Source organism: Actinoplanes sp. NPDC023801, assembly GCF_040639655.1.
In the GTDB taxonomy this organism is placed as follows: domain Bacteria; phylum Actinomycetota; class Actinomycetes; order Mycobacteriales; family Micromonosporaceae; genus Actinoplanes.
On the sequence record NZ_JBFAAI010000011.1, the window covers coordinates 239,267 to 264,715 of the forward strand.

A 25,449-nucleotide genomic window follows, 5' to 3' on the forward strand; every position below is an offset into this window, starting at 1 on the left:
TGCGGATCGTAGGTCTCCTCTGATCACCCCGACTTGGAGTTGCACCGTGACTGAGCTGCAGAGACTACGCGAGGCGTTCCGTACCGCCCTCGATCTTCCGGCGGATGCGCCCGTGGATGACCTGCGCTACCAGGACAACGAGAAGTGGGATTCGCTCGCGCACATGTCACTTGTCGCGACCATTGAAGATGAATTCTCGGTAATGATTGACACCGACGACGTCATCAATATGTCCAGCTTCGCCGAGGCCGTGCGAATCCTCGGTAAATACGGGGTGGACGTCAAGTGAGCGTCGCCCTGGTCACCGGGGCGTCGCGCGGGATCGGCCGGGCGACCGCGTACCGGCTCGCCGAACAGGGTTACGACCTGGTGCTGCACGGCCACGGCCCGTCCGGCGTCGAGGAGGCCGCGACCGCCCTGTCCGGCAAGTTCGGGATCACGGCCGTGCACGCGTCCGGCGACATCGCCGACCCGGCCACCAGCAAGGCGCTCGCCCGGCTCGCCTTCGAGAGCTTCAAGCGCCTCGACGCGCTTGTCGTGAACGCCGGCACGCACGAGGCCGGGATGCTCGGCATGACACCGGACGCCACCATCGAGCGGCTCTTCGCGGTGAACGCCGCCGGTGCCGCGTACACCCTGCAGCACGCGGTCCGGCTGCTCGCGCGCGGCCAGAACCCGGCGGTCGTGCTGACCGCCTCGGTCACCGGCACGTACGGTATCGCGGGCCAGGCCGTCTACGCGGCGTCCAAGGCCGCGGTGGCCGGGCTGGCCAGGTCGGCGGCCAAGGAACTCGGCCCGCGCGGCATCCGGGTCAACGCGGTCGCGCCCGGCTTCATCGCCACCGACATGCTCGGCACCCTGGACGAGAACGGTCGCGCCGAGCGGGTCGCGAACACCGCCCTCGGCCGGCTCGGCACCGCCGCCGAGGTCGCCGACGTGATCGCCTTCCTCCTCTCCGAACAGGCCCGGTTCGTCACCGGCCAGGTGCTCGGGGTCGACGGGGGACTGACGCTGTGAACCTGCTCCACCCGGCGGCCCGGGTCGTCGACGCCGAGACCGGCGAGGAACTGACCCCGGAGCTGATCGACGAGGCCGCGGCCACGCTGACCGGTGAGCCGATCGTCTTCCTGCCGATGCCGGCGACCGTCCCCGCGGTGGCCCGCTATCTCGCGGCGCTCCGGCTGGGAAAGCCGGTCGTGCTGCTCGACCCGGAGACCGACCACACCGGACTGATCGCCCGGTACACCACCTCCGACGTGCATCCCGACCTGGCTCTGCTGCTCACCACGAGCGGCTCCACCGGCGACCCGAAACTCGTCCGGCTCTCCCGCGCGGCGGTGCTCGCCAACGCCGGGCAGGTCGCGGACAGCCTCGGCATCACGGCGGACGACGTTGCCATCACCACGCTGCCGCTCTTCTACTCGTACGGGCTGTCGGTGCTGCACTCGCACCTGCTGCGCGGGGCCACCGTGGTGCTCGAGCGGACCGGGATCATGCAGCGCGACTTCTGGGCCGCCGTGGACCGGTTCCGGGTCACCTCGCTGGCGTTCGTGCCGTACCAGTACGAGATGCTGCGACGGCTGCGCTTCGACCCGGCCAAGCACCCGTCCGTGCGTACGATCACCCAGGCCGGAGGCCGTCTGCGCACCGACCTGGTCACCGACTTCGCCGGCCGGATGGCGGCCGTGGGCGGGCAGATGTTCGTCATGTACGGCCAGACCGAGGCGGCCCCGCGAATGGCCTGCCTGCCCCCGTCCCACCTCGCCGGAAAGCTCGGCTCGGCGGGCCGGGCGATGCCCGGTGGATCCTTCACCGTCGAGGACGGCGAGGTCGTCTATCGAGGACCCAACGTCATGATGGGGTACGCCGAAACGGCCGCCGACCTGGCACGCGGCGACGACCTGGGTGGCGTGTTGCACACCGGTGACCTGGGCCGGATCGACGAGGACGGCTTCCTCTTCCTGACCGGGCGGATGAAGCGGATGGGCAAGGTCTTCGGCGTCCGGATCAACCTGGACGACGTGGAGCGGGAGTTCCCGGTCGCGGCCGTGGCCGGCGACGACCGGCTGCACGTCTTCGCCGAAGGAATCAGCGCCGACGAGATCCGTGCGCTGCGCACCAAGATCGCCGACTGGCTGGGTACCCACTTCACCGGCGTCGACGTGCGTGCCATCGAGGTCTTGCCGCTGCTGCCGAACGGCAAGACCGACTACCGCGCCCTGGAGGCGTCGCTGTGAGTGTCTTCACCCTGTCCCAGTCCGACCGGGAGAAGGCGCTGCTGCCGGAACTCGTCGAACTCGTCGAGCACCACCGGCGGAACTGTGCGCCCTACGATCGCATCCTCGCGGCGTCCGGCTTCGGCGGAGCCTCGGACATCGCCGAACTGCCCTGGCTGCCGGTGCGGCTGTTCAAGACCCTGGAGCTGAAGAGCATCCCGGACGACGAGGTGTTCAAGGTCCTCACCTCGAGCGGTACGACCGGTGAGGTCAGCCGGATCTACCTGGACAAAGCGGCCGCCGCCACACAGACCCGGCAGCTCGGGGCGACCCTGCAGACCGTGCTCGGGCCGCGTCGCCTGCCGATGCTCATCGTCGACACGAAGTCGATCCTGAAGGACCGCCGCTCGTTCAGCGCCCGCGGCGCCGGCGTGCTCGGCATGTCCACTTTCGGACGTGACCACTGCTGGGCGCTCGATGCCGACGGCGCCGTGGACCTCGACGGCATCCGGGCCTTCCTGGCGAAGCACGGCGGCGAGCCGTTCCTGATCTTCGGGTTCACCTACCTGGTCTGGCTGCACCTCTACGAGGTCGCACTGTCGCACGGGCTGGACCTGGGCAACGGCATCCTGATCCACTCCGGTGGCTGGAAGAAGCTCGTCGACCAGGCCGTCTCCCCGGCCGAGTTCCGCTCGCGCCTGGCCGGTGTCGGCATCACCCGGGTGCACAACTTCTACGGCATGGTCGAGCAGATCGGGACGATCTTCCTTGAAGGCCCGGACGGTGGTTCGCTGTACTGCCCCGACTTCGCGGACGTGGTGGTCCGCGACCCGGAGACGTGGGCGGAGCTCCCGCCCGGCAAACCGGGCCTCATCGAGGTGGTGAGCACCCTGCCCACCTCGTACCCCGGGCACGTGCTGCTCACCGAGGATCTCGGTGTGGTGCACGGCGTCGACGACGGCGACTGGCCCGGCAAGCGGTTCTCGGTGCTCGGCCGGTTGCCCCGGGCCGAGGCCCGGGGCTGCTCGGACACGTATCGGAGTGCCGGGACATGACCGTACGCACCGAGCTCCCGGCCTTGCGGGCGAACGCCAGAAGGGCATGCTGAGATGGAACTGAAGTTCAGGTTCGGTGCCGAGGGCGACCTCACGGCCCCGTCCGGGGACCGGCTCACCGTCGGCGACCCGCGGATGATCGACTTCCTGGCCAAGGTGGCCCGCAAGCTGCTCGCCCCCGCGGTGGCCCGGCGGCACCCCGAGCTCGGGTCGCTCGGTTACTTCCTGCGGCCGGCCGAGCTGAAGCGATCGGTCGAGCGGATGACCGCGCGAACGGACGCGCTGGTCTTCCCGCGGGGCAACGTCTTCCACCTGCCACCGGCCAACGTGGACACCATCTTCGTCTACTCGTGGGCGATCTCCGCGCTCGCCGGGAACCACAACGTGGTCCGGATCTCGTCACGGTCCGCCGGAGCGGCCGAGGTCATCCTGGAAGCGCTGAACGAGACCGAAGCCGACCCGGTGATCGCCCGGACCCAGCGAATGGTCACTTACGGCCACGACGACGCCATCACGGCGGCTCTCAGCCGGTGGTGCGATCTGCGGGTCATCTGGGGCGGCGACACGGCGGTCGACACCATCCGCAGGCAGCCGCTGCGGCCCTCGGCCCGGGATCTGACCTTTCCCGACCGTACGTCCTGGGCGGTTCTGTCGGTCCCCGGCTGGCGGGCCGCCGATCCGGCCGCACGCCGGGCCGCCGTCGTCGGGTTCGCCAACGACGCCTACTGGTTCGACCAGGCGGCCTGCTCCTCGCCGCGGACCGTGTTCCTGGTGGGCGGCGAGGGAGACACCACCGAGGTACGGGCCGAGTTCCTCGGTCTGCTCCTCGAGGTGGTGGACCAGCGCGGCTGGACCGTCGACCCGGCCATGGCGGTGGAGAAGCGGGTCAACGCGTACGGCCTGGCCGCCACCGGGGCCGCGACGGCGCTCGACTTCCCGGACAACCGGATCACCGCGGTCACCCTGGCCGGAAGCGAGCGGGCGCCCCGGCGCTGGATCGGTGCGGGCGCGTTCCCGTTCGCCGAGGTGGGCTCTCTCGTCGACCTCGTACCGGCGATGAACCGGCAGGACCAGACGGTCAGCCACTTCGGGTTCACCCCGGCCGAGCTGCGGGCCTTCGCCACCGAACTGGGTGGGCGCGGTGTGGACCGGATCGTGCCGTTCGGCTCGGCGCTGACCTTCGGCGCCGTCTGGGACGGATACGACCTGCCGGCCGAGTTCACCCGTCTGACCACGCTGCACCCCTGAACCCCAACCCCCGGCCGGACACCACCGCTGTCTCGGCGTGCCTGAGACAGCGGTGGTGTCCAGCCGGGGTCAGCGGCGGCGCCAGATGGCTACCTGGCCGTCGGCCTGGCTGGCGCCCAGCAGCTCGTAGCCGTACCTCGTGCCGTCCCAGTGGAAGGGCACGCCGGGGTAGTAGCGGCCGATCACCACGTCGACGCCCGGGTTCGTGTCGTCGGCGAGCTGGGTCAGCTCGGTCCAGTAGACGTCGTGATACAGGACGAAGTACCCCTCGTGGGTCATGTCGTCGGTGAATCCGACCGAGTCACCGGGGCCGACACCGAGCGCCGTCAGGTCGATGGGCAGGGTGTACCGGGCGGCGATCGGCTCGATGAGACGGTCCCGCATGACCGCCATGGTCACGAAGTTGAGCGCGACCACCAGCGCCAGCACCGGGATCACCAGCCTGCGCAGGCGGGTGACGGCCAGCAGCACGACCAGACCGGTGAGACCGATCGCGGTGCCCACCAGCGGCCGGAATCCCTTCCAGCCGGCGGTGATGGTGATGATGTCCGGGCCGCCGAACAGGCCGTACCCCAGCCGGTGCCCCTGCCCGGCGACGTACCGCAGCCGGAACGCGATGATCGCCCCGCCGACGGCCAGGACCAGCACCGGCACGATCGCGTACCGCACCAGCGCGCGGAGCCGGCTGTCGGCGAGCACGGCGAAACCGAACAGCAGCCAGAACGGTACGAACACCTGCACGTACCGCGAATAGATCGCGTCCGCCGGAAGCCCCACCAGACCGGCGAGGATCAGTGCCGCCCCGAGAGCCGTGCCGATCGTGCTGAACAGGGCCACCCCGGCGGTCCAGCGGTACGCCGCGTCCCGGGCCGGCCGGAACATCTCCAGCGTGGCGGCGACCCAGGCCAGACCGGCCAGACCCGCGGTGACCACGCACATGTACCAGATGTTGGTGCCGACCGCCGCGACGAAGACCTGAAGCCGCTGGCTGTCGGTGAACACCGCGAGGGTGCCGCCGCCGACGATGTCGCCGCGCAGGTGCACCCGGTCCCCGACCAGGAGGATGACCACCTGGTTCAGCACGATCAGCAGCATCACCGGCACGAGCGACAGGGCGGCCGCGCGTACGTTCGCCAGGCGCCGGAAGACCAGGAAGGCCAGGAACGCGAGGTAGACGGCGAGCAGGATCGTGCCGCGGATGTGCACGGTGTAGAGCACGCCGGTCAGCAGGCCCGCGGTGATCGCCGGCCCTTTGCGGCCGGTGTCGCCGAGCCACCGGTGGATCGCCAGGAACCAGGCGAGCATCAGCGGCGCCATGATCGAGTCGGTCATGCCGACGAGGGACCAGAAGACACCGGCCGGAATCGTGGCGGCGGCGAACGCGGCGGCCAGCGCGAGCCGGGTGCCCATTCCGAACATCCGGCGCCCCAGCAGATACGCCAGCGGCAGGCTGAGTGCGCTGATCATGGCATTGACGACATGCACGATCTTGTACGAGGTGGCGAAGTCCAGCCCGAACAGGAAGGCCGGCGAGACGAGCAGGGGGTATCCGATGCGGCGGAACAGCGGCGTCTCCGAACTGAACCCCTCCGGCCCACCGGCGATCGCCCGCGCCGCGTTCATGTAGCTGTCCTCATCGGTGTGCGCGATGGGATGCGTGATCGGGTTTCCGAGCCAGAGCCGCCACAACACTCCGGCCAGCCACCCGACTGCCAGGATCGTGATGATCACGGCCCGGGTCCGGTCGGGCGCGGGCTTCGCCGCTGTCGTTCCGCGGTGCGGGGCCGGCGTGACGTCTGTCGTCATGGTTGTCACTTTCGCCAGTGAATGAACGGCGACACGCTAACAGCAATCCTCACCCATTCCTGACCGCCCGCGGCCATTGCCCGGACTCGACAACAGGCGGACATGTCGCGTCCACTTGTCGTCTTCCTGATCCATGGCGGAATGAAATTTTCATAGCCAATCCTCTATTCCGCGCATCGGAGCAGTGCAGACGGCGGGGAAAGCCAATGAGGCTAGTTTTTGTGACGGCCGCGACCGGGATCGTCATGGTGGTCGTGATCTTCGAGCTGTTGCGCCGGAGACAGCTGCGTGAGAAGTACGGTGCGTTGTGGCTGGTGGTGGCCCTTGCGGTGCTTCCGCTGGCGTTCGTCCCGACGCTGCTCGACGGTTTCACCTCGGCCCTCGGCATCGCGTCCGGGCTGAGTCTGTTCCTCTTCCTCAGCGTCGTCTTCCTGCTTCTGGTCTCGGTTCATCTCTCCTGGGAGAGCAGCCGTCTGGAGGAGGAGACGAGATGTCTCTCCGAGGAGATCGCACTGCTCCGGGCGGAGGTCACCGAATTCAAGGAGTCGCGAGAGAGAGTGGAAACGCCGTGACGGCGACCAATGAGCGGCTGCTCACGATCCTGCCCGCCTGGAACGAGGCGGAATCGATCACCGCGGTCATCAAGGAGATTCAGCAGGAACTCCCGGACGCCGACATCCTGGTCGTCGACGACTGCTCCCGGGACGCGACGGCCGCGGTGGCCCGGGCGGCGGGCGCCAAGGTTCTCCGGCTGCCGTACAACCTCGGGGTCGGCGGGGCGCGGCGGCTCGGTTACCGGTACGCGGCCGAGCGCCACTACGACATCGCCGTGCAGATGGATGCGGACGGGCAGCACGATCCGCGGTACGTGCGCGACATGGTGGACGCGCTGGCGACCGCCGACCTGGTGATCGGCGCCCGGTTCGCCGGTGAGGGCGCGTACCGGGTCCGCGGTCCGCGGCAGTGGGCGATGAGGCTGCTGTCGGTGGCGCTGTCCGCGATAGCCGGGACGAGACTGACCGACACCACCTCCGGGTTCCGGGCGTGCCGGGGCGAGCTGATCGAGTTCTACTCGCGCAACTTCCCGGTCGAGTACCTCGGCGACACGGTCGACACGATCGTCCAGACCCGGCGGTCCGGTTACCTGATCAGCCAGATCCCGGTCGCGATGCGGCCGCGGCAGGGCGGTACGCCGAGCGCGTCCCCGGCCAAGTCGGTGATCTACCTGCTGCGGTCCGGACTGGCCCTGCTTCTCGCGCTGGTCCGGCGGTGACGGCCGGAGCCGATCCGGCCGGTTCGGTGCTGCGGCTGACCCGGAGCAGTGGCTTCCGGTTCCTGGTCGTCGGCGGTACCAGCGTGGTCGTGGACGCGGGTCTGCTCTACGTGCTGCACGGCCTGCTCGGCATGCGGCTGGAGCCGGCCACCGCGCTGTCGTTCCTCGCCGGTCTCGTGGTGAACTTCGCCCTCAACCGGCAGTGGTCGTTCGCCTCGACCGGGCGGATGGGGTCCCAGGCTGTCCGGTACGCCGTGCTGGTGGTAGTGAACCTCCTGGTCACCGTCCTGATGGTGAAAGCGCTCACAACCTTGGGCCTGATGTACCTGGTAGCGAAGGTCCTCACCACGGCAGTGCTGTCGGTGGTCAACTACTTCGTCTCGCAGAAATGGATCTTCAGCTAGCCGTGGTCGGGTTATCCCTACCTCCGGCCGGGCGGCTCACAGGATCGCAACGGTGGGCGCGGGTGCATAGCGTCTTCAGGCATGACGACGACACAAGTTGAGGCGGTCCGCCACCGGAGCATGCTCGGCCGCCTGCTGCGCCAGTTGGCGATCGACACGCAGTACGTGCTGCTCGGCTTCCCGATCGGCCTCATCACTCTGGTCGTCGGCCTCACCGGGTTCGCGCTCGGCGTCGGCACCGCGATCATCTGGGTCGGCCTGCCGATCCTGGTCGGCACGCTCATGGTGTCCCGCGGGTTCGCGATGACCGAGCGGGCCCGGATCAGCCCCGTGCTGCGGCGCCCCAGCCCGCACCCGAAGTACAAGAGCAATCGTGGCCAGGGCCTCGTCCGCCGTACCCTGGGTCCGCTCGCGGACGAGCAGGCCTGGCTCGACTGGGTGCACGCGATCTTCCGGTTCATCCCGAGCACCATCGCCTTCTGCTTCGTCATCACCTGGTGGGCCGGCACGCTGGCCGGTCTCAGCTACCCGTTGTGGGACTGGGCGTTGCCGCACCCGCCGGACAACTACGAGCTGCACGAACTGCTTGGTTTCGAGGACACCGTCGCGGCCCGGATGCTCTTCAACCTCAGTCTCGGCGTGTTCTTCGCCGGCACCCTGTACTGGGTGGTCCGCGGGGCCGCGCTCATGGAGGCCTGGTTCGCCCGCAGTCTTCTGGTCAGCGCTTCCGAGCTGCGGTTGCAGGTGGCCGAGGCGGAGCAGGCCCGGGACGTGGCGCAGCGGCAGAAGCAGGCTGCGGTCTCGGCCGAGGCGGTCGCGCTGCGCAAGCTGGAACGCGACATCCACGACGGCCCCCAGCAGCGGCTGGTGCGCCTCGCCATGGACCTGGGCCGGGCCGAGCAGCAGTTCTCCGAGGACCCGGAGCGGGCCCGTGCGATCGTCGCCGAGGCGCTCAGCCAGACCCGGGAAACGCTTGACGAGCTGCGTGCCCTGTCCCGCGGCATCGCCCCGCCGATCCTGGTCGACCGAGGGCTGCGGGCGGCGCTCACCGCGCTGGCCGGCCGGTGCACCATCCCGGTGGACCTGGACGCGCCGCCGCTGGAGCGGCTCGATCCGGGAGTCGAGTCGACCGCCTACTTCGTGGTGGCCGAGGCGCTGACCAACGTCGCCAAGCACAGCCACGCCAACGAGGTGCAGGTCAGCGTGCAGCGGATCGAGACCGGCCTGATCGTGACGGTCTCCGACGACGGGGTCGGCGGGGCGAGTCTGGCCAAGGGACACGGCCTGGCCGGGCTGGACGACCGGGTACGGGCCGCCGGTGGAGTGCTCGCGGTGGACAGCCCGGCCGAGGGCGGGACACGGCTCACGGCGGCGCTGCCGCTCTAGATCCGGGGGTCTGACAGCATGAGCACATGCGGGTGGTCATAGCCGATGATGCGGTGCTGTTGCGGGAGGGCCTGATCCGGCTCGTCGAGGAGAACGGTCACACCGTCGTCTCGGCTGTCGGGGACGGGCCCTCACTCGTCGAATCGATCAAGGAACACCGTCCGGACGTCTCCATCGTGGACGTCCGGATGCCGCCTTCGCACACCGATGAGGGGCTCCGTGCCGCCGTCGAGGCCCGGGCCGCGGTGCCGGGCAGCCCGATCCTGGTGCTTTCGCAGTACGTCGAGGTCTCGTACGCCGACGATCTTCTGGCCGACCGCCGTGGGGCGGTCGGCTATCTGCTCAAGGACCGGGTCTCCGTGGTCGCCGAGTTCCTGGACAACCTCCGCCGGGTGGCCGAGGGCGGAACCGTGCTCGACCCGGAGGTGGTCGCCCAGCTGCTGGTCCGTCGCCGGCGCGACGACCCGACGCGCAGCCTGACCCCGCGCGAGCGTGAGGTGCTGGTGCTGATGGCCGAGGGCATGTCGAACACCGCGATCGCCCGCAAGATGGTGGTCACCGACGGCGCGGTGGAGAAGCACGTCCGCAACATCTTCACCAAACTGGGCCTGCACCAGGACGAGGAGCAGCACCGGAGGGTGCTGGCGGTGCTGGCCTACCTCCAGGCGTAGGGCTAGCCCTACCCCGGAACGGGGTGTCTTCCGTATCGATCGGCCACTTCGGACTCCATAGCGTTCTACCCCATGGGGAACAGGGAAAACGTCAAAGGGATCGCGGCTCGTGTCGCGATCTGGAGTGCCCGCCATCGGGCGCTCGCGATCTTCGGCTGGATCGCCTTCGTGGCCGCCACGGTCGTCATGAGCGGCATGATCGGCACCAAGCAGGCGGACGAGGGCACGGCCGGGCACGGGGAGTCCGGTGATGCCGACCGGATCGTCGCCGCGGCCGGCTTCCCGGAGGAACCGGCCGGCGAGATGGTGCTCATCCAGAACCGGGCCGGGTCGGACCGGGCGGCGGCCACCGCCGAGATCGTCCGGGTTCTGGGTACGACCACCGGCGTCGCCGAGGTGCAGGAGCCGATCCAGTCCGCCGACGGACGTTCCACGCTTGTCACCTTCGAGATCGCCGGTGACCCCGCGACCGCGGAGGAGCGTGTCGACCCGGCCCTGGCCGCGGTGGCCGGCGTGCAGCGCGCCCACCCGGATCTCTACATCGCCGAGGCCGGTTCGGCGAGCGCCGACCAGCTGGTCACCGAGGAGCTCGAGGGCGGGCTGAACCGCCTGGGCATGCTCTCCATCCCGGTGACGCTCGGCATCCTGCTGGTGGCCTTCGGCGCGGTGGTCGCCTCGTTCCTTCCGGTCCTGCTGGCGATTATGTCGGTGGTCGCCGCGATCGGCCTGATGGCCGCGGCGAGCCGGTTCGCCCCCGTGGTCGACGAGACTACGCACGTCATGCTGCTGATCGGCCTGGCCGTCGGCGTCGACTACTGCCTGTTCTACATCCGCCGGGAGCGCGACGAGCGCCGCCGGGGAGCCGACCCGCACCGTGCGCTGACGATCGCCGCGCAGACCTCGGGACGTTCGATCTGGGTCTCCGGCCTGACCGTCATGATCGCCATGGCCGGCATGTACTTCACCCAGGACGTCGTCTTCGTCAGCTTCGCCACCGGCACCATCCTGGTGGTGGCCACGGCGGTGCTCGGCTCGCTGACCGTGCTGCCGGCGCTGCTCTCGGCGCTGGGCGACCGGGTCGACGCCATCAAGATTCCCGGCCTGTACCGGCGGAACAATGACGGCCGTGTCTGGAACGTGCTGCTCAACGTCGTACTCGCCAAGCCGTTGCTCTCCGCGATGATCGCCGTCGCCGCACTCGGCGCCCTGGCCTATCCCGCACTCGATCTGAAGACCCGGGGCCAGGCCATCCAGGACGTCTCGCCGGACGCCCCGGTGGTGCGGACGTTCCTCGCCATCGGTGAGGCCTTCCCCAGCAAGACCACCCCGGCGCAGATCGTGGTGAAGGACGACTCGGTCAGGACGCCCGAGTTCGAGCAGGCGCTGGCCGGCCTCAAGGCCGCCATCCAGGGCAGCGGCGGCAAGCTGGTCGAACCGGTCGACGTCGACGTCAACCCGGCCGGGAACGTCGCGATCGTCTCGGTCGGCCTGGCCGGCAAGGAGAGCGACAGCGTCGCCGTCGAGGCGCTGAACCTGCTGCGCGACCGGGTCGTGCCGGACACCTTCGGCCGGATCGGCGGCGCCACGGCGCTGGTCACCGGATCCACCGCGGGCGGCGTCGACTACAACGAGCAGCTCGACAAGACCCTGCCACTGGTCTTCTCCTTCGTCCTGGGACTGGCGTTCATCCTGCTGCTGGTGTCGTTCCGGTCGGTCGTGGTGGCGGTGACCGGGCTGGTGCTGAACCTGCTGTCGGTCGCGGCCTGCTACGGCATGCTGGTCTTCGTCTTCCAGTACGGCAACTTCGAGGAACAGCTCGGCTTCGTCTCCGGCGGGGGCATCACCAACTGGATCCCGATGTTCCTCTTCGTGATCCTGTTCGGGCTGTCGATGGACTACCACGTCTTCGTGGTCAGCCGGATCCGCGAGGGACACGACCGCGGCCTGTCGACGCGGGAAGCGGTGCGTGAGGGCATCGGCCGGACCGCCGGCGTGATCACCAGCGCCGCCGTGGTGATGGTCGCCGTGTTCGCGCTCTTCGCCACCCTGCCGCTGACCGCCACCAAGGAGCTGGGCATCGGCCTGGCGGCGGCGGTCCTGCTGGACGCCACGATCATCCGGGCGGTGCTGCTGCCCGCGGTGATGACGATGCTCGGCCGGGCGAACTGGTGGCTGCCGAAGTGGCTGGGCTGGCTGCCGGAGATCGCGCACGAGCCGCCGGCGCAGGCCGCCCCGGCGAACCCGGAGCGGGAGCTGACCCCGATCAGCTGACCGCGGTACGGGCCAGGGCGCCGCCGATCACGGCGGCGCCCATTCCGGCGGTGATGCTGAGCAGGGCGTACCCACCGGCCGCGAGGATCTCCCGGCGCCGGGCCAGGGCGAGGATCTCCCAGCTGAACGTCGAGTACGTGGTGAGTGCCCCGCAGAATCCGGTGCCGACGAGCGCGATCGTCCCCGCGCTCACCGGCAGCCCGAGCACCAGTCCGAGGACGAACGAGCCGGCGACGTTGACGGTGAGCGTGCCCCAGGGGACGGCCGTACCGAAGCGGGCCTGCAGGTATCGGTCGGTCAGGTAGCGCAGCGGGGCACCGATCGCCGCGCCGAGAGCAACCAGCAGGGCGGTCATCGGGCCAGCAGGCTTCCGGCCGTGACGGCGGCCACCGCGCCGATCAGGGTGGCCGCGAGATAGATCAGCCCGGCGTCGGAGATCTCCACGACGGCGGTGGAGAAGGTGGTGTAACCGCCGAGGAAGCCGGTGCCGAGCAGCAGCCGTGGCAGCCGCCGCCGCACCCGGGTGTTGAGCACTCCGATCAGGAAACAGCCGGACACGTTGATCACCCAGGTGGACCAGGGGAAAGCGCCCGGAGTGTACGGCCAGGTGGTGGCGAGGGCGTACCGTGCGAGGGCGCCGAGCACCCCGCCCGCGGCGACCGCGGCGAGGTCGGACCGGTTCACGTCGAGATCCATCACCGGTGACTCTATGGGCCGGCCGGGGGGACGTGGCGGCGTCCGCCCCGGCCGGTTTCCAGGCGCTCCTGCTGGGGAGCGAGCCTGTCCGTCCACTGTAGATCATGATCTTGAGCAGTTCCGGGCCGGGCCGCCGATCTGAATTCTGGCCGTCCGGACGGTGACCTCTTCTGCCGGATACCCCGAAGTGCAGGAAACAACCCAAAACGCCACGGTGATCGCTGATACCGTGCGGCTCGATGCACCACGCCAACCACCACTACGGGCACTCGCACATCCTGGCCCGGTACTGCGGAATGCCGGAACCGCTGCACCCGCCCCGGATCCACGGGTACCTCCAGCACGGATGGAACATCGGGGACGGTCTCGCCCCCGGCACGCCGTACACGGCGGGCAGCCGGCTGCTGGTCTGGTCCGAGGAGACCCGGCGCCGCTCCTGGTCACAGGGCCGGCGCAACGTCGTGGTGGTGGGTGCGCCGTTCGCCTACCTGCTCGCGATGACGCCGCCCGCCGACGGTCCCGGCGAGGGCACCATCTTCTACCCGTTCCACGGCTGGGAGGGTCAGCAGGTCCACGGCGATCACCGGCGGCTCATCGACGAGGTCAAGGCGACCGAGAGCGGCCCGATCACGGCGTGCCTCTACTGGAACGAGTACCGCACCCGGGCCGTCCGCACCCTGTACGAGCGGGCCGGCTTCCGGGTCATCTGCCACGGTTACCGCGGCTTCATGTGGCGCGACCACGACCGGGACTTCCTGGTCGGTCAGCTCGCCGAACTGCGGCGGCACCGGCGGGTGATCTCCAACCGGCTGTGCAGCGCCATCTGGTACGGCCTGCTGGCCGGCCGGGAGACCGCGGTCTACGGCGACCCGATGATTCTCGACAACGCCGACATGACGTTCGGTGGCGAACCGCGCCTGCACCGCCAATGGCCGGAGCTGTACGGCCGATCCACCGACTTCGCCACCTGCCACCGGCTGGCCCGCGTCCAGCTGGGCGCCGACGAACTGGCCGGCCCGGACGAGCTGCGCGAACTGCTGGGCTGGCCGAAGAAAGGGCACACGTGATGCCGAACCTGATCCGCGCCGGTGGCGAGATGTTCAACTTCCACGACCGGCCCGGTGTGAGCAGCGCACTGCTCCGGCATCTGACGTTGCCACTTGCCGTACCCGGCCGGGCCGTCCTGATCGCCGGACCGCATCCGGACGACCTGATCACCGCGCTGACCGACGCGGGAGCCGAGGTCACATGGGTACTGCGTTCGCTCGCCGACGCCGAGCGGGCCACCGCGGCCCATCCGCCGGCCACCGTGGTGTCCGGTGCGTTCGGCAAGGTCGATCTGAGTGCCGGGTACGACGTGGTGGTCGCGGCCGACGGTACTCACCGGCTCAACTCGGCCGAGGGCGAGCAGCTCACCGCCGGTGAGCTGCTCGACCGTCTGGCCGCTGCGGTACGCCCCGGCGGTGTCCTGATCCTGATGCACGACAACCAGCTCGGGGCACATCACACCGTCCGCCTCGAGCCCGGCCGCCGGTTCCGCGACGACGCCGCGTGGTACCCGGCCGACGAGCCGACCCGGCATGCCCCGGCTTCCCGCGCCCAGCTGACCGGCCGGATCACCGGGTCGGGCCTGATGGTGGACGCCGCCTGGGCCGCGTTCCCGGAGCCGTCCGAGCCGCGCGTACTCATCGGGGGCGAACTTCTCGGTGACGTCTCGTCGCCGCTGCGGCCCTGGCTGCAGACCGTGCTCGCGCAGGCCTACACCACGGCTTTCCGCGGCCGTCAGGTGATCAGCGACCCGCGCGGGCTTGTCAGCAGGGCGCTGCGGGCCGGTGCGGAGGACACCGTCGCGGGCGGCTGGCTGGTCGTCGCGCGGGTGCCCGGCGCCGGACACCCGGGCCGGGAGTGGCCCGACCTGCTTGTCGATGACGGGCACCGGGTCTACACCATCGGCGCGGACGGCCCGCGTGTGCTGGCCGCGGAAGCCGGTCCGGCCGGGCGTTCCGGTTCGGTCGAGCATTCCGGTCTGCGTCGCGCGGATCTGGTGCGACCGGCCACCGGGCAGCGGCTGGAGGACCGCCTGATCGAGTTCTGCGCGTCCGCCGGCCTGCCCGGGCTGCGCCAGGAAATCGGCCGGTACGCGTCATGGCTGGACGGTCAGGCCCGGGACGGTGTGGTCGACGGCCCCGCCGCCCTGGCGGACCTGTCCGACCTCGCCGTCACCAAGGCCGGTCCGGAGCTGCTGTCCGCGCGATGGGAAGGGGCCGTGCCGGTCCAGGTCGCCCTGGTGCGAGCGTTGTGGCAGTTCGGGGTCCGGCTGATCACCTGGGCCCGGCCGCATCCGTGGCCGATCACCGCGAGCGCCGCCGACCTGGCCGCGATCCTGGTCGGCATGGCCGGTCGCAGCCTCGACCAGGAGGATCTGCGGGCCGCCGTCGACCTGCAGGTGACGATCGACGGCGCCGAGTTCGGGCTGAACACCGCGGAGCAGCGGGCGCATCGGCTCGCGCTGCTGGCGGTTCAGCCGGGCACCGCCCCGGTCGACGTGGCCGGCTACCACGAGCTGGCCGAGGCACTCTGGCGGCAGCGGTACCAGGCGAGCCACCTGCTGGCGATGATGGAGTGGACCGAGAACACCATCCGGCTGCGCGACGACCAGCTCAGCCGGATGGACTGGGAGCTGCGGTTCCACCGGAGCCGGCTGACCGGACGCGCGCTCATGGCCGCCAAGCGCGCGTACCGGGGCCTCAGGAAGTGACCGGTGCCCGCCGGCGGGTGATCAGATCAGATCCCAGGTGAGCGGCGTGCCCTTGACGGCGTCGACCGTGAACGTACGACCGAGCACGGTGCCGATCTGGTCCGGTTCGAGACCGCCCGTCGGCCGGATGGACCGGACGTTCTCCTCCGTGACCCGCTCGCCGGCCTTCACGTCGGTGACCACGTACAGCGAGCGCCGGAACCGCAGGCTCTCCTTCTCCGCCTCGGTCGGGCCGATCGACGTGGTGCCGAGCGCCTGCCAGGCCCGCTCCGACTCGGTCACCAGCAGCCGCAGTTCGGCCCGGTCCAGTGAGAACGCCGAGTCCACACCGCCGTCGGCGCGGTCCAGGGTGAAGTGCTTCTCGATCAGGACGGCGCCGTACGCCACCGCGGCGATCGGCACCCCGATGCCCATCGTGTGGTCGCTCAGCCCGATCGGCAGCTTCAGCGCCTCGGCCAGCACCGGGATGCGCCGCAGGTTGGTCTGCTCGGGCGGCGCCGGGTAGGACGCGGTGCAGCTCAGCACGGTGATGTCGGTGGCGCCGGCACCCTCGGCGGCCTCGACCGCCGCGGTGATCTCCCGGAGCGTCGCCATGCCGGTGGAGATGATGATCGGCTTGCCGGTCGACGCGGCGAGCCGGATCAGCGGCAGGTCGGTGATCTCCGAGGACGCGATCTTGTACATCGGCGCGTCCAGCTTCTCCAGCAACTCGATCGCGGTCCGGTCGAACGGACTGGAGAACGGGGTGATGCCCTGCTCCCGGGCCCGCTCGAAGATCGGGCCGTGCCAGTCCCACGGCGTGTGCGCCCGCTCGAACAGCTGGTACAGGTAGTCGCCGCCCCACAGGTCGTGGCCCGCCGAGATCTGGAACCGCGGGTGCTTGACGTCCACGGTCATGGTGTCCGCGGTGTATGTCTGGATCTTGATGGCGTCGGCACCGGCCTCAGCGGCGGCGTCCACCAGGGCCAGCGCCCGGTCCAGCGAACCGTTGTGGTTGCCCGACATCTCCGCCACGATGTACGGCTTCGTGCTGCTCATCTGTTTCTCTCCGTCCACACGACGGTCTTCGGCACGCCGTCGACCAGCCGTTCGTATCTGCGTGTCTCGCGGAACCCGAATCGCCGGTGCAGGGCGAGTACCTGCGTGTTGTCGGCGAGCGTCTCCCCGCCGAGGGTGTCGAGGCCGAGCGGGCCGAACGCGTACTCGACCGCCTCCTTCTCCAGCCGCATCCACGCGGGCAGCAGGCGTGGACCCAGTCCTTCGACATCGAGATAGAACGACCAGATCGAGTCGTTGAAGATCACCACGCCGGCCGGGACGCCGTCCTCCTCGTAGATCAGGACGTCGCCGCTGCGCCGGGCCCACCAGGCGGCATGCTCGGCGGGCTGAATCTCGTGGGTGGTCAGGCTGACGGCACGCACCGAGGGGTGGTTGCGCCAGGGGAGGACCAGGTCACGGTCGGAGTCACGGGCGGGTCGAAGCACGCCGCTCAACGTATGGACGTGGTCTGGACCCGCTGTGGCGGCGACGGGATGTCCCGGGAAACCGCAGGTGTCCGTTGGGTGGACCGGCGCCGCAGCCCGGCCACCCGGTATCCGGCGCGCAGGGCCGCGTACATGCTGTAGCTGTTCGCCGCGACCAGGCGGTGCTTGAGCCCCGGAGTGCCGGCCGGCGGCAGGTAGCCGGCCGGGCGGTGCCGCCGGTACAGCGCCGCGATCTCACGGAAGAACGCCCGGCGGCGGCGCGGGTGCACCCGGCTCTCGTTGCCGGCGACGACCAGCAGATGGCTGATCATCAGCGTGAAGACGCGTACGCGCAGCGCGGGCTCCCCACCGGCGGCGTCCAGCCAGGCGTAGAAGCGGTCCCACTGCTCGAACGCCTCGAAATGGCGGTCGCTGCGGGTCGCGGTGATCGCGCCGAACCGGCCGACGCGGTAGTGGTAACAGACCCGCTCCAGCACGTCGAGCCGCTCGGCGGCGATCAGCACCGGATTGCTGAACGGGACGTCCTCGTACCAGCCGGCCGGAAACCGCAGGTCGTGCTTGGACAGGAACTCGCGCCGCATGACCCGGTTCCACGCGGTGTGCTGAACCCCGATCAGGCGCTCCAGGTCGGGCGGCCCGGCCAGCAGCACCGAACTCGGGTCGGCCTGCAGGCGGCCGCTCTCGTGGACGCGCAGGTGATCCACGAGAAGGACGTCCGGCTCGGTCTCGCGCAGGCGCTCCAGCACCGCGCGGACCGACCCGGACGGCAGCCAGTCGTCGCTGTCGACGAACCACACGTACTTCCCGGATGCCTCGGCCAGGCCGGCGTTGCGGGCCAGCCCCAGCCCCACGTTGTCACTCAGATGCAGGACACGCAGGTCACCGTGGCGGTCGGCGTAGGCGTCGAGCATCGCGCCGCACGCGTCCGGGGAGGCGTCGTCGACGGCGATGACCTCCACCGAGGCGTTCTCCTCCGGGCTCAGCCCGGCGCGGATCGACTCGAGACACTGGTAGAGGTAGCCCTCGACCGCGTAGACCGGCACTACGACGGTCAGCAGAACATCCATGGCGACCACCGTCAGCCCCGTACGTGAAGCTGAGGGGAACCGCAGTTGTCGTCAGTGGGGGCCGGTGGGGAACAACAGGTCCTGCATCGCCTCGGTGGTCAGCGGTTCGGCGAAGTAGTAACCCTGGCCCAGTTCGCAGTTGCCGTCGGCGAGTTCGCTGAGCTGCCCGGCGTCCTCGATGCCCTCGGCGACTGTGGACAGTTGCAGCGCCTGGCCGAGCTGGATGATGCCGAGGGTCAGGGCCGCCGCCGCCGGGACGTCACCGACGTCGTCGACGAACGATTTGTCGATCTTGATGATGTCGACCGGGAACCGTCGCAGGTAGGCCAGCGAGGAATAACCCGTCCCGAAATCGTCGATCGCCAGCCGTACGCCCAGCGCCTTGATCGCCTGCAACCGCTCCAGCGTCTCCTGACGGTGGTCCACCAGCAGCGACTCGGTCAGCTCGATCACCAGGCGGTGCGCCGGCAGTCCACTGTCGGTCAGCGCCCGGCCCACCACCTCGGGCAGATCCGGGCGGTCCAGTTGCACCGCCGACAGGTTGACGCTCACCGTCAGCGGCTTGTCCGGGTCGCGCCGGCGGTTCCAGCGGGCCGCCTGACGGCATGCCTCCCGCAGCACCCACTCACCGATCGGGACGATCATCCCGGTCTCCTCGGCCAGCGGGATGAAGTCCAGCGGCGGGATCATCCCGCGCTCCGGATGCTGCCACCGGACCAGTGCCTCCAGTCCGGAGATCTCGCCGGTGGCCAGCCGTACGATCGGCTGGAACCGCAGCTCGAACTCGTGCCGCAGCACGGCCCGCCGCAGGTCGGCCTCCATCTCCAGGTGCCTCTGGAAGGACTCGCGCATCGACGGCTCGAAAAAGGCGTACTGGTCCTTGCCCTTCTTCTTCGCCTCGAACAGGGCCAGGTCCGCGCGGACCAGCAACTCCTGGGCGTCGAGTCCGCCGGCGCCGTGTGCCACGCCGATGCTGACGGTCACGAACGTCTCCCGGCCGTCCAGGTCGAACGGCTCCCGCATCGCCGTGACGATCCGGCGGGCCACCGGCAGAACGGCCTCGACGGTGGCGGCCTCCGGCAGCAGTACGGCGAACTCGTCACCGCCGAGCCGGGCCGCGGTGTCCTCCAGGCGCAGGCAGTCCCGCAGCCGGTCGGCCGCCAGGGTCAGCAGCCGGTCGCCGGAGGTGTGCCCGAGCGAGTCGTTGATCACTTTGAACCGGTCCAGGCCGATCAGCAGCGCGGCGACACCGCCGGTCCGCGGCGCGCCGAGGGCGTTCTCCATCCGGGTGACGAAAAGGGAACGGCTTGCCAGGCCGGTCAGCGCGTCGTGGAACGAGGCGTTCATCTCGCGCAGCGTGCGGGCGTCGGTGACGGCCAGGCCGGCGTGCTCGGCGAAGGCCTGCAGCATCTCCTGGGAACCCTTGTCCCATTCGCGCGGCTCGGTGTACGACCCGGCGAAGACGGCGCCGATCACCACGCCGTCCTCGTGCACCGGTACGGCCATCACACTCTTGATCTGGTTCTGCACCATCTCCGGCACGGCGATCGGCGAGTTCGCGTAGTCGTCCACCGCGACCAGCTCGTCACCCATGATCGCCAGTCCGGCGACACCGAGCGAGGTGACCGGGATCCGCTGCATCCGGGCGATCACGTGGTCGGGGATGCCGGCACCCGACACCAGGCTCATCCGGCTCGGGTCGTCGTTCTCCAGCACGGTGAGCCCGGCGATGTCGACCTTGAGCAGGCCGGCGACCGCGGTGGTGACCAGGTCCAGGACCTTGCGCAGGGGTTCGCGCCGGGCGATCGCCCGCTGCACCGTGCTCAGCTCGTCGAAGACCCGCTGGCGACGCTGCAGCGAGTCGATCAGCCGATTGTTCTCCGAGGCCTGCCGGCGTTCGGCCTCGACCAGGTGCAGCGCCTGCAGGCTCAGCTCCAGCACCCGGGCCATGCCGCGGAGCAGGCACACCTCCTCGTCGGTGAAGTCACCGGCCCGGCGGCCGAGGATCAGCATGCCCGAGGAGCCGCCACCGAGCGGGGCGACCGCCAGCGAGTAACAGATGCCACCCGCGCGCAGCGTGGCCGGGTAGCCCACGTGGTACCCGGCGGTGAGCGCGTAGACGGGGATCTCGTCGGCGGGCAGCCCTACCGCGGCGGCCACGCCGCCGTCGACCGTCAGGACGGCGAGGTCGGCCCCGAGGGCACGCGACGCGCACTCGACGGCGGCATGCTGCGCGGCCGCCTCGTCGGGGCGGTCCGCTACGACGGCGAGGAACTCCGTCAATTGCTGGGTGGCTAGCACGTGGTTGCAGTCGGCGAGCGGCACGGTCAGCTGAGGGAAACCCGCAAGCCGTTCGGGGTTCGTGCCAACCTGGTCACGAACGGTCAGTGCACCGATACGTACGGTTGTCAAAGCTGGCGGCGGTGGGCCTGAATGGATCCGTGGAGATGTCCGAGGAGGATTCGTCGCACGGGCTCGCGCCCGGCCGGGTGGGCGCCGCCTCGATCGCCTTCCTCGGCCTGGCCGCTGCGGCCCCGATCGTCACCCTGGTCACCGTGGTTCCGGCGGTGCTGGCCGACGGGGCTGGTCAGCTCGTGCCGTGGGCATTCGGCGCGGTTGGGCTCCTGCTGCTGACCGTCTGCTCCGGCCAGGCGGCCATGATCCGCCGGTTTCCCAGCGCCGGAGCGGCGTACTCCCAGGTCGCTCGTGGTCTCGGCCGCCCCGCCGGACTCGCCGCCGCATGGTTCGCGATCGCCGGCTATCACGCGATCCAGTTCGGTCTCTACGCCCTCGCCGGAGTCGCCGCTGCCCCACTGCTGAGCAGCTTCCTGGGCCTGACCGCCCCGTGGTGGGCGGTCGCCGCCGCCTGCTGGGCGATCGTCGCGATCTGCGGCACGATGCGCGTCGAGGTGGCGGCCGGCGTGATCGGTCTCCTCGCGGTCGCCCAGGTCGCCGTGCTCGCCGGCATCGGTGCGGCCAACGTGCTCCAGCCGTCCGGGGGTGAGGTCACCTCCGGCACGATCCTGATCGCCGACCCGGCCGTCCTCGACCGTCCGGCGCTCGGGCTGCTGCTCGCCGTGGCGGTGCTGACCTTCGCCGGGTTCGAGTCCACCGCCACCTGCACGGAGGAGGGGTTCCAGCCGCGGCGCAGCGCCGGCTTCGGTGGGTACGGCGCGGTGCTGCTGATCACCCTGCTGCTCGGCGGCTTCTCCTGGTCGATGATCGTCGCCGCCGGGCCGGGCCGGGCCGCCGCGGTCGCCGCCGCGCGCGGCCCCGAGACACTCTTCGACCTGGCGGCCGAGCGGCTCGCGCCATGGGCCGTGACCCTGGGCCGGTTCATGCTGCTCACCGGCGTGGTCGTGGCGATCCTGGCGCTGCACCAGGCGATCTCCCGTTACCTGTACGCGCTCGGCCGGGAACGGGTGCTGCCGGCCGTACTGGGCGGCATCCGCCCGCGGACCGCCGCGCCGCGCGCCGCCTCGGTGACCCAGTCGCTGATCGCGGGCGCCACCCTGGCCGGCGCCTGTGCCGCGGGTGCCGACCCCGGACCGCGTACCGCCCGCTGGCTGATCGCCGGAGGCGCACTCAGCATCCTGATGCTGCTGCTCCTCGTGGCGGTGGCCGCCCTGCTGCACCTGAACCGGGTGCCCGGCCCGGAGGGTTTCTGGGGCCGGTTCGCCGCGCCGGTGGTGTCCACCGTGGCCCTGGCCAGCCTCTGCTTCCTGGCGTTCCGCGACCTGCCCGCGCTGCTCGGCCTGCCGCCGGGATATCCGCTGGTCAAGGTCATCCCCGGAGCTCTGCTGGCCTGCGTCGTGCTGGCTGTGACGCACGCGCTGCTGCTGCGCCGCCTCCATCCGGTCGGCTACGCCGGTATCGGCCTGGCCGGCACCCCGGTCGTGATCACCCCGGCGGCACCGGAGGCACCGGCGGCCCCGCACGCCGAACCCACGGTCCCCAAGATCCCCCGGCAGCGCGATCCGGGAGCTCATCGCCCCGAGCGCGTGGAGCAGAACTAGCCGAAGAAGTCCTGGACCTGGGTGAGGGTCAGGTAGCCCTGGTGTTCCAGCTCCCGGGGGATCGAGGGCAGGCTCTTGGCCGTGATCGGCACCTCGTCGGCGTCCTCGGGCGGGGCTGACGGGGCCGGGGTGGGCGGCAGGTCAGGCAGCGCCATCGCCTCCCGGATCACCTCGAACATGGTGCGCACCTCGGTGGACGCGCGTTGCACCAGTTCGTCGCGGCCGGTGCCGGCCGGTGGCAGGGCGCACGTGAAGTTGGCCCGCAGCTGATCGTCGACGCGACGGATGTCGGCGCTGGGGCGGAGATGGTCGAGCCGGCCTTCGGTGACGATGCCGAGTTCACAGCCGCGGAAGCCGGACGCGTGCCACCACCGCTGCCAGTGCGGGTCGGCGTCCAGGCTCTGCGCGGCGTGCTGAAGCGCCCGCAGGTAGTGCCGGGGCTGCTGGCCGTCCCGAGTTGCCGTCCCCAGCCTTGGGTGGAGCCAGAACTCGTCCATGGTTCGCAATGGTCGCAAATCAGACGACCGACGTCAGGGATTCCGGAGTGGCGCGTCCGAGTGGACCACCTGAACGCACAGACGGATTGCACCGTTTATGCATAAAATGCACCTTATGAGGTGGTGTACCGGCGTGGACGAGTGATGCCACCTGCCGAGCCCTTGACCATCTTGGGTTAAACGCACACGAGAGGCTTGGTATGAGGAGATTCTGGGCAGCCGCGACCGCGGTGGCGCTCTGTACGGTCGGTGCCACGGTCACCGCGGCGCAGGCAGAGACGGCTCGCCGCGTGCCGGCGGCCATCGCCTGGGGCGCCTGCACCGAGGGCACGCTGAAGTCACACGGTGCCGAGTGCGGATACCTCTCCGTGCCTCTGGACTACGCGAAACCGGACGGCACGAAGATCGAGCTGGCGGTGTCACGGATCAAGTCGACCGCGCCGGCGGACAAGCGGCAGGGCGTGATGCTGGTCAACCCCGGCGGGCCGGGCGGCTCCGGACGGGCGATGGCCGCGCTCGGCCAGGCCGTGCCGAAGCAGGGCGGCGCCGGCTACGACTGGATCGGGTTCGACCCGCGCGGCGTCGGTGCCAGCAAGCCGAAACTCACCTGCGACGCCAAGTACGCGGGGTACAACCGGCCGCCGTACGTGCCGAGCACACCGGAGATCGAGAAGGCCTGGCACGCCCGGACCACCGCCTACGCCGCGGCCTGTGCCCGGAACGGCGGTGCGCTGCTCGACCACATGCGCTCCGAGGACACGGTCCGCGACATCGACAGCATCCGGCAGGCGCTCGGAGTCGAGAAGATCAGCTTCTACGGGTTCTCCTACGGCACCTACCTGGGCCAGATCTATGCCAGCCGGAACCCGGAGCGGGTGCACCGGATGGTCCTCGACGGCGTGGTCGACCCGGGCCGGGTCTGGTACCAGTCGAACCTCGACCAGGACGTCGCCTTCGACAAGGCCATCAAGATCTACTTCGCCTGGATCGCCAAGTACGACTCGGTCTACCGGCTCGGGCGGACCGCGGCGGCCGTGGAGAAGCTGTACTACCAGCAGCTCGACCAACTGGCGAAGAAGCCGGCCGGGCAGATCGGGCCGGCCGAACTGACCGACGTGTTCCTGCAGCCGGGCTACTACGTGTTCGGGTGGGAGGAGACCGCCCGCGCGTTCTCGTCCTGGGTCCACGACGCCGACATCGCCCCGCTCAAGCGCCTCTACGACGCCGAACACCCGCAGACCGAGGGCTCCGACAACGGGTACGCCGTCTACCTGGCCGTCCAGTGCACCGACGCGCCGTGGCCGGCCAGCTGGCAGAAGTGGGTCCGGGACAACTGGCGGGTGCACAAGCGGGCGCCGTTCGAGACCTGGGGCAACGCCTGGTACAACGCACCCTGCCGGCACTGGGCGGGTGAGGCCGGCAAGCCGGTCGAGGTGGACGGCAGCAAGGCGCCGCCGCTGCTGATGATCAGCGAGACCCTGGACGCGGCCACCCCGTTCAGCGGGGCGCTGGAGGCGCGCCGCCGGTTCCCGCGGTCCGTCCTGATCGAGGGCATCGGCGGTACCACCCACGCCGGGTCGCTGTTCGGCAACGCCTGCGTGGACAACACGATCGCCGACTACCTGGCCACCGGGGCACTTCCCGGCCGGGTGAAGGCGGACCGATCCGACAAGCAGTGCGAGCCGATCGACCAGCCGACCCCGCTCACGGCCACCGCGAGGAAGTCGGACATGCGGCGGCTGCTGCAGCACAACATCAAGTGAACCGGCTCACGTCCTGGTCATCGGCTCGGTACCAGGACGCTCGGTGACCAGGACGTGAGCTAAGCTCGACCCCGCGAAGGGGAGTAGCTCCCAATGTCGCGGTCGACATACTGACCCCGGTTCTCCGGGTTCCGGCCGCGCGGCCTCGGTTTCTCGAGGCGAGCGAGACCTTCGACCAGGCCGTTTTCGTAATGGCCGGGTCGAGGTCGCCCTGCGCCTGAACCCGGTCATGATCACCGGGAGTTCTCTGTGGAAGGTTTCCTAGCCGCGCTGGGCATCAGCTTCGCGGTCATCTTCGTCGCCGAACTCGGTGACAAGTCACAGCTCATGGCGATGACGTTCGCCACCCGCTTCAAAACCCTTCCGGTGCTGATTGGCATCACCGTCGCCACCGCCGTGGTCCACCTCGTGTCCGTCGGAATCGGGTACGGTCTCGGCGCCGCCATCCCGACCGGCTGGATCTCCCTGATCGCCGGGATCGCCTTCCTCGGATTCGGGGCCTGGACCCTGCGCGGCGACCACCTCACCGACGAGGAGAAGGGCAAGGCCGAACGGTCCACCGGCTCGGCGATCCTCGCCGTCGGCGGTGCGTTCTTCCTGGCCGAACTTGGGGACAAGACCATGCTGGCGACCATCACCCTGGCCACCCAGCACGGCTGGTTCGGCGTCTGGATCGGCTCGACGATCGGTATGGTCGCCGCCGACGCTCTCGCCATTCTCGTGGGTCGATACTTGGGGAAGCATCTACCGGAAAAGGTCATCAAGTACGGAGCCGCCGCACTCTTCGCTATCTTCGGCATCTGGTTGATCGCCGAAGGTGTGATCGAACTGCGATAAA

Annotated in this window: 24 protein-coding genes; 16 read left to right on the forward strand and 8 right to left on the reverse strand. The window is 70.1% G+C overall.

All coding sequences use genetic code 11. From position 1 onward, the window contains the following. Positions 1–46 precede the first annotated feature (46 nt). Genes AB0G04_RS21645 through AB0G04_RS21665 form a run of 5 tightly spaced genes read left to right on the forward strand, consistent with a single transcriptional unit; the run spans position 47 to position 4,519 of the window. Positions 47–289: an acyl carrier protein gene (locus AB0G04_RS21645; protein WP_360985289.1), complete on the forward strand. Its 243-nt coding sequence runs from the start codon at positions 47–49 to the stop codon at positions 287–289. Further along, positions 286–1,017, forward strand: a complete 732-nt coding sequence (locus tag AB0G04_RS21650) for an SDR family oxidoreductase (RefSeq protein WP_360985292.1) — start codon at positions 286–288, stop codon at positions 1,015–1,017. The genes AB0G04_RS21645 and AB0G04_RS21650 overlap by 4 nt, the downstream gene beginning before the upstream one ends. After that, positions 1,014–2,237, forward strand: a complete 1,224-nt coding sequence (locus AB0G04_RS21655) for an AMP-binding protein (protein ID WP_360985295.1) — start codon at positions 1,014–1,016, stop codon at positions 2,235–2,237. The genes AB0G04_RS21650 and AB0G04_RS21655 overlap by 4 nt, the downstream gene beginning before the upstream one ends. Then, on the forward strand, positions 2,234–3,271 hold the full coding sequence (locus AB0G04_RS21660) for an acyl-protein synthetase (RefSeq protein WP_360985298.1): 1,038 nt from the start codon (positions 2,234–2,236) through the stop codon (positions 3,269–3,271). Before AB0G04_RS21655 ends, AB0G04_RS21660 begins: the two co-directional genes overlap by 4 nt. Before the next feature lie 54 nt (positions 3,272–3,325). Then, entirely contained in the window at positions 3,326–4,519 is a 1,194-nt protein-coding gene (locus AB0G04_RS21665) for an acyl-CoA reductase (RefSeq protein WP_360985301.1), read from the forward strand. A gap of 69 nt (positions 4,520–4,588) precedes the next feature. On the opposite strand, the gene AB0G04_RS21670 is transcribed toward AB0G04_RS21665, so the two are convergent. Further along, positions 4,589–6,325 (reverse strand): hypothetical protein, encoded by a 1,737-nt coding sequence (locus tag AB0G04_RS21670; protein ID WP_360985304.1) that lies wholly within the window; start codon positions 6,323–6,325, stop codon positions 4,589–4,591. Positions 6,326–6,531: 206 nt separating this feature from the next. Here AB0G04_RS21670 and AB0G04_RS21675 point away from each other — a divergent pair, with 206 nt between their 5' ends. The 6 genes from AB0G04_RS21675 (at position 6,532) to AB0G04_RS21700 (ending at position 12,330) form a co-directional block, all read left to right on the forward strand. Then, positions 6,532–6,897, forward strand: a complete 366-nt coding sequence (locus AB0G04_RS21675) for a DUF2304 domain-containing protein (protein ID WP_360985307.1) — start codon at positions 6,532–6,534, stop codon at positions 6,895–6,897. Then, the gene (locus AB0G04_RS21680; protein ID WP_360985310.1) at positions 6,894–7,598 is read left to right on the forward strand and encodes a glycosyltransferase family 2 protein; all 705 of its coding nucleotides are present in this window, start codon (positions 6,894–6,896) and stop codon (positions 7,596–7,598) included. The genes AB0G04_RS21675 and AB0G04_RS21680 overlap by 4 nt, the downstream gene beginning before the upstream one ends. Beyond that, entirely contained in the window at positions 7,595–8,002 is a 408-nt protein-coding gene (locus tag AB0G04_RS21685; RefSeq protein ID WP_360985313.1) for a GtrA family protein, read from the forward strand. Before AB0G04_RS21680 ends, AB0G04_RS21685 begins: the two co-directional genes overlap by 4 nt. A gap of 81 nt (positions 8,003–8,083) precedes the next feature. After that, on the forward strand, positions 8,084–9,388 hold the full coding sequence (locus tag AB0G04_RS21690; protein ID WP_360985316.1) for a sensor histidine kinase: 1,305 nt from the start codon (positions 8,084–8,086) through the stop codon (positions 9,386–9,388). A 26-nt stretch (positions 9,389–9,414) separates the two neighbouring features. Next, positions 9,415–10,059 carry a response regulator transcription factor gene (locus AB0G04_RS21695; RefSeq protein WP_360985319.1) on the forward strand — a complete coding sequence of 215 codons (645 nt, stop codon included), beginning with the start codon at positions 9,415–9,417 and terminating at the stop codon, positions 10,057–10,059. 72 nt (positions 10,060–10,131) lie between these two features. Next, positions 10,132–12,330, forward strand: coding sequence for an MMPL family transporter (locus tag AB0G04_RS21700; protein WP_360985322.1), 2,199 nt, complete (start codon positions 10,132–10,134; stop codon positions 12,328–12,330). Here AB0G04_RS21700 and AB0G04_RS21705 read toward each other — a convergent pair. After that, entirely contained in the window at positions 12,323–12,685 is a 363-nt protein-coding gene (locus AB0G04_RS21705; RefSeq protein WP_360985325.1) for a CrcB family protein, read from the reverse strand. The two genes, AB0G04_RS21700 and AB0G04_RS21705, sit on opposite strands and share 8 nt — an antisense overlap. Further along, on the reverse strand, positions 12,682–13,026 hold the full coding sequence (locus AB0G04_RS21710) for a CrcB family protein (RefSeq protein WP_360985328.1): 345 nt from the start codon (positions 13,024–13,026) through the stop codon (positions 12,682–12,684). The genes AB0G04_RS21705 and AB0G04_RS21710 overlap by 4 nt, the downstream gene beginning before the upstream one ends. 239 nt (positions 13,027–13,265) lie before the next feature. Between AB0G04_RS21710 and AB0G04_RS21715 the strand changes: the two genes are divergently transcribed. Together AB0G04_RS21715 and AB0G04_RS21720 are read left to right on the forward strand one after the other, a co-directional pair. Next, positions 13,266–14,093, forward strand: a complete 828-nt coding sequence (locus AB0G04_RS21715; protein WP_360985331.1) for a hypothetical protein — start codon at positions 13,266–13,268, stop codon at positions 14,091–14,093. Next, positions 14,093–15,784: a hypothetical protein gene (locus tag AB0G04_RS21720; protein ID WP_360985334.1), complete on the forward strand. Its 1,692-nt coding sequence runs from the start codon at positions 14,093–14,095 to the stop codon at positions 15,782–15,784. Before AB0G04_RS21715 ends, AB0G04_RS21720 begins: the two co-directional genes overlap by 1 nt. 21 nt (positions 15,785–15,805) lie before the next feature. On the opposite strand, the gene pseI is transcribed toward AB0G04_RS21720, so the two are convergent. The 4 genes from pseI to AB0G04_RS21740 are packed head-to-tail and all read right to left on the reverse strand — an operon-like array spanning position 15,806 to position 20,747. After that, positions 15,806–16,822 carry a pseudaminic acid synthase gene (gene pseI, locus AB0G04_RS21725; RefSeq protein ID WP_360985337.1) on the reverse strand — a complete coding sequence of 339 codons (1,017 nt, stop codon included), beginning with the start codon at positions 16,820–16,822 and terminating at the stop codon, positions 15,806–15,808. Beyond that, positions 16,819–17,277, reverse strand: a complete 459-nt coding sequence (locus AB0G04_RS21730) for a GNAT family N-acetyltransferase (RefSeq protein ID WP_360985340.1) — start codon at positions 17,275–17,277, stop codon at positions 16,819–16,821. The genes pseI and AB0G04_RS21730 overlap by 4 nt, the downstream gene beginning before the upstream one ends. After that, complete coding sequence (locus tag AB0G04_RS21735) at positions 17,274–18,335, reverse strand: glycosyltransferase (protein ID WP_360985343.1); 1,062 nt, start codon at positions 18,333–18,335, stop codon at positions 17,274–17,276. The genes AB0G04_RS21730 and AB0G04_RS21735 overlap by 4 nt, the downstream gene beginning before the upstream one ends. 51 nt (positions 18,336–18,386) lie before the next feature. Beyond that, positions 18,387–20,747: an EAL domain-containing protein gene (locus AB0G04_RS21740; RefSeq protein ID WP_360985346.1), complete on the reverse strand. Its 2,361-nt coding sequence runs from the start codon at positions 20,745–20,747 to the stop codon at positions 18,387–18,389. A 35-nt stretch (positions 20,748–20,782) separates the two neighbouring features. On the opposite strand from AB0G04_RS21740, the gene AB0G04_RS21745 reads away from it, so the two are divergent. Then, positions 20,783–22,351, forward strand: coding sequence for an APC family permease (locus AB0G04_RS21745; protein WP_360985349.1), 1,569 nt, complete (start codon positions 20,783–20,785; stop codon positions 22,349–22,351). On the opposite strand, the gene AB0G04_RS21750 is transcribed toward AB0G04_RS21745, so the two are convergent. Then, positions 22,348–22,848: a hypothetical protein gene (locus AB0G04_RS21750; protein WP_360985352.1), complete on the reverse strand. Its 501-nt coding sequence runs from the start codon at positions 22,846–22,848 to the stop codon at positions 22,348–22,350. The genes AB0G04_RS21745 and AB0G04_RS21750 overlap by 4 nt on opposite strands. Before the next feature lie 200 nt (positions 22,849–23,048). Between AB0G04_RS21750 and AB0G04_RS21755 the strand changes: the two genes are divergently transcribed. Both AB0G04_RS21755 and AB0G04_RS21760 read left to right on the forward strand, forming a co-directional pair. Further along, entirely contained in the window at positions 23,049–24,611 is a 1,563-nt protein-coding gene (locus AB0G04_RS21755; RefSeq protein WP_360985355.1) for an alpha/beta hydrolase, read from the forward strand. 249 nt (positions 24,612–24,860) lie between these two features. Continuing rightward, positions 24,861–25,448, forward strand: coding sequence for a TMEM165/GDT1 family protein (locus tag AB0G04_RS21760; RefSeq protein ID WP_360985358.1), 588 nt, complete (start codon positions 24,861–24,863; stop codon positions 25,446–25,448). The last annotated feature ends 1 nt before the right edge of the window (position 25,449 follow it).

What these genes read in the sequence shown, in the direction of transcription:
- AB0G04_RS21710 (WP_360985328.1), bottom strand. Translation starts at nt 13,026, where the DNA reads ATGGATCTCGACGTGAACCGGTCCGACCTCGCCGCGGTCGCCGCGGGC.
- AB0G04_RS21700 (WP_360985322.1), top strand. Translation starts at nt 10,132, where the DNA reads ATGGGGAACAGGGAAAACGTCAAAGGGATCGCGGCTCGTGTCGCGATC.
- AB0G04_RS21695 (WP_360985319.1), top strand. Translation starts at nt 9,415, where the DNA reads ATGCGGGTGGTCATAGCCGATGATGCGGTGCTGTTGCGGGAGGGCCTG.
- AB0G04_RS21665 (WP_360985301.1), top strand. Translation starts at nt 3,326, where the DNA reads ATGGAACTGAAGTTCAGGTTCGGTGCCGAGGGCGACCTCACGGCCCCG.
- pseI (WP_360985337.1), bottom strand. Translation starts at nt 16,822, where the DNA reads ATGAGCAGCACGAAGCCGTACATCGTGGCGGAGATGTCGGGCAACCAC.
- AB0G04_RS21755 (WP_360985355.1), top strand. Translation starts at nt 23,049, where the DNA reads ATGAGGAGATTCTGGGCAGCCGCGACCGCGGTGGCGCTCTGTACGGTC.
- AB0G04_RS21690 (WP_360985316.1), top strand. Translation starts at nt 8,084, where the DNA reads ATGACGACGACACAAGTTGAGGCGGTCCGCCACCGGAGCATGCTCGGC.
- AB0G04_RS21705 (WP_360985325.1), bottom strand. Translation starts at nt 12,685, where the DNA reads ATGACCGCCCTGCTGGTTGCTCTCGGCGCGGCGATCGGTGCCCCGCTG.
- AB0G04_RS21735 (WP_360985343.1), bottom strand. Translation starts at nt 18,335, where the DNA reads ATGGATGTTCTGCTGACCGTCGTAGTGCCGGTCTACGCGGTCGAGGGC.
- AB0G04_RS21750 (WP_360985352.1), bottom strand. Translation starts at nt 22,848, where the DNA reads ATGGACGAGTTCTGGCTCCACCCAAGGCTGGGGACGGCAACTCGGGAC.
- AB0G04_RS21745 (WP_360985349.1), top strand. Translation starts at nt 20,783, where the DNA reads ATGTCCGAGGAGGATTCGTCGCACGGGCTCGCGCCCGGCCGGGTGGGC.
- AB0G04_RS21720 (WP_360985334.1), top strand. Translation starts at nt 14,093, where the DNA reads ATGCCGAACCTGATCCGCGCCGGTGGCGAGATGTTCAACTTCCACGAC.
- AB0G04_RS21675 (WP_360985307.1), top strand. Translation starts at nt 6,532, where the DNA reads ATGAGGCTAGTTTTTGTGACGGCCGCGACCGGGATCGTCATGGTGGTC.
- AB0G04_RS21670 (WP_360985304.1), bottom strand. Translation starts at nt 6,325, where the DNA reads ATGACGACAGACGTCACGCCGGCCCCGCACCGCGGAACGACAGCGGCG.
- AB0G04_RS21715 (WP_360985331.1), top strand. Translation starts at nt 13,266, where the DNA reads ATGCACCACGCCAACCACCACTACGGGCACTCGCACATCCTGGCCCGG.